A 2332-nucleotide genomic window follows, 5' to 3' on the forward strand; every position below is an offset into this window, starting at 1 on the left:
GACGGCGGGCCGGTGAAGTTCCACTCCCAGGAGTTCTACGGCCTCACCACCCGGCTGCTCGCCCCGGGCGGCCGGCTCGCCGTGCGCGGCGGCGAGGAGCAGCACGGGCGGCAGGGGCTGTGGCAGGTGGAGTCCGGGCTGCGGGCGGCCGGGCTGCGGACCGTCCCGTACGCCGTCGCGGGCAGCGCGACGGCCAGTTGCCGCCCCGGGCCGGAGAGCAGCCAGAGCTTCCTGCTCGCCGCGGCCGCCCAGCCGCCGCTCACCCTCTCCCCCGACGCCCCGCCGCCCCGTGCCCTCACCTCGGACGGCCTGCGCGCCTCCGCCGCCCGGCTCACCGCCCTGCGGCCGCTCCGCCCGCCCGCCGCCCTCACCCTGCTCGGCCCGCACTGACCCGGATCCGCCGCCCCGCCGGCCCCCGCCGGTCGGGGGCCGGCGGCCGGGCGGCGAGCGGACGAGCCACAGCGACAGGTAGGGGACAGGGCGGGGCCGGGCGCGGGTTCGGTCGGTAGGCTCCGTGACATGGAGCATGAGGTTGTCGTCCCGATGCCGGCCGGGCAGGTCCGGCAGGCCCTGCAGGATCCGGCGCTGCTGGCGCGTTCCGTGCCGGGGCTGAGCACCGAACCGGCCGCCGTCGGCAGTGGCCCGGCGGAGGAGATCGGGGGGCGGCTGAAGCTGCGGATCGGCACCTCCACCATCACCTACAAGGGCGTGCTCTCACTGATCGAGGGCCGCGAGGGCGTGCTGACGGCGTTCGCCGAGGGCCAGGAGGCGCGCGGCAGCGGCGAGGCGACCGCCACCGTCCGGATCAGCGTCACCGAGGGCGCCGAGGAGGGCACCGCGGTGGTGCGCTTCACCGGTGACCTGAGTGCCACCGGGCGGCTGACCGAGTTCGACGGCGAGACGCTCGACGCGGCCGGCCGTCGGCTGCTGGACCGTTTCGCCACCGCCCTGACCTCGCCGGAGGGCACCGCCGCGACCGGGGCGGACAGCGAGGCCGAGGGCGAGCCCGAGGCGGAGGTGGAGGTCGTCACCGGGACCGACGCGGACGCCGCCGAGGTGACCGAGGACGCCGAGGAGACCCAGCACGCCGAGGACTCCGGCGACACCGGCGACACCGGCGACACCGGCGACTCCGAGGACTCCGAGGACTCCGCCACGGTGGTGTTCCTGGAGAACCGCCACGAGGCCCTCGACGAGGACCGCGAGGACGAGCCCGGCGACGACCTCGACGACGACCTCTCCGACCTCATCGCCTTCTCCGACGCCGACGCGGAGCGCTTCGGCCTCCCGCTCGGCGACCCGGACGAGGCCGACGACGTCGACGAGCCGGCCGCCGGCGAGGCCGGGGCCGACGCTCCCGCCGCCGGGATCGAGCGCGAGGTCTCCGCCGAGCTCCCCGCCGAGCCGCCCTTCGGCTACGAGCCGGAGCCGGTGCTCGGCGGCCCGGTCCGCCGCAGCATCGTCGGCCGCTCCGCCGAGGAGGTCGACCACGCCCCGCCGCGCGGCCCGTACGCCCCCGCCCTGCCGGCCCGCAGCGCCCGCGCCCGGGCGGCCTCCCGCTGGGGCGGCGACGCCGGCGGCATCGTGGTGCCCGGAGTGGGCGGCCGCAGCACGGTGCCGTGGATGATCGGCGGCGGGGTGGCCCTGCTGGGCGGCACCGTCGTACTGGTCAGGGCGCTGCGCCGCCGCCGCTGACCGGCCACCCGCCGACCGGCCCCGGGCCGGGGCAGGCCCTAGACTGAACGTCCATGAGCAACGACCGCGACGCCCTGCTGGCACAGATCAAGAACAAGGCCGTCGTCCACGGCAAGGTGACCCTTTCCTCCGGCAAGGAGGCCGACTACTACGTCGACCTGCGCCGGATCACGCTGGACGGCCAGGCCGCTCCGCTGGTCGGCCGGGTGATGCTGGACGCCACCGCGCACCTGGAGTACGACGCCGTGGGCGGGCTGACCCTGGGCGCCGACCCGGTCGCCGCCGCGATGCTGCACGCGGCCGCCGCGCGCGGCCGTGAGCTGGACGCCTTCGTGGTCCGCAAGGCCGGCAAGGCGCACGGCCTGCAGCGCCGGATCGAGGGCCCGGAGGTCAAGGGCCGCCGGGTGCTGGCCGTCGAGGACACCTCCACCACCGGTGGCTCGGTGCTGACCGCCGTCGAGGCCCTGCGCGAGGCGGGCGCCGAGGTGGTCGGCGTCGCGGTGATCGTCGAGCGTGGCGGCGCCGCCGCGATCGAGGCCGAGGGCCTGCCCTACGTCACCGCGTACACCCTGGACGACCTGGGCCTCTGAGCCCCGACTCCCCGCACCACCGAACGGCCGGGGCCCGGTGCTGTTTC

Annotated in this window: 2 protein-coding genes and 1 pseudogene; all 3 read left to right on the forward strand. The window is 77.1% G+C overall.

The genetic code is table 11. The features are described 5' to 3' along the window. A pseudogene (locus VR45_RS07250) lies at positions 1–390 on the forward strand (spermidine synthase); the annotation flags it as partial. Between the two features lie 129 nt (positions 391–519). Next, positions 520–1695, forward strand: coding sequence for a hypothetical protein (locus tag VR45_RS07255; RefSeq protein ID WP_159394140.1), 1176 nt, complete (start codon positions 520–522; stop codon positions 1693–1695). A 53-nt stretch (positions 1696–1748) separates the two neighbouring features. Beyond that, positions 1749–2285 carry an orotate phosphoribosyltransferase gene (gene pyrE / locus VR45_RS07260; RefSeq protein ID WP_045938846.1) on the forward strand — a complete coding sequence of 179 codons (537 nt, stop codon included), beginning with the start codon at positions 1749–1751 and terminating at the stop codon, positions 2283–2285. Positions 2286–2332 lie beyond the last annotated feature (47 nt).

Origin of the sequence: Streptomyces sp. NRRL S-495 (assembly GCF_000966955.1) — a bacterium.
Classification (GTDB): Bacteria; Actinomycetota; Actinomycetes; order Streptomycetales; family Streptomycetaceae; genus Kitasatospora; species Kitasatospora purpeofusca.

Excerpts from the sequence above, each read along its gene's own strand:
- VR45_RS07255 (WP_159394140.1), top strand. The coding sequence starts at position 520 with ATGGAGCATGAGGTTGTCGTCCCGATGCCGGCCGGGCAGGTCCGGCAG.
- pyrE (WP_045938846.1), top strand. The coding sequence starts at position 1,749 with ATGAGCAACGACCGCGACGCCCTGCTGGCACAGATCAAGAACAAGGCC.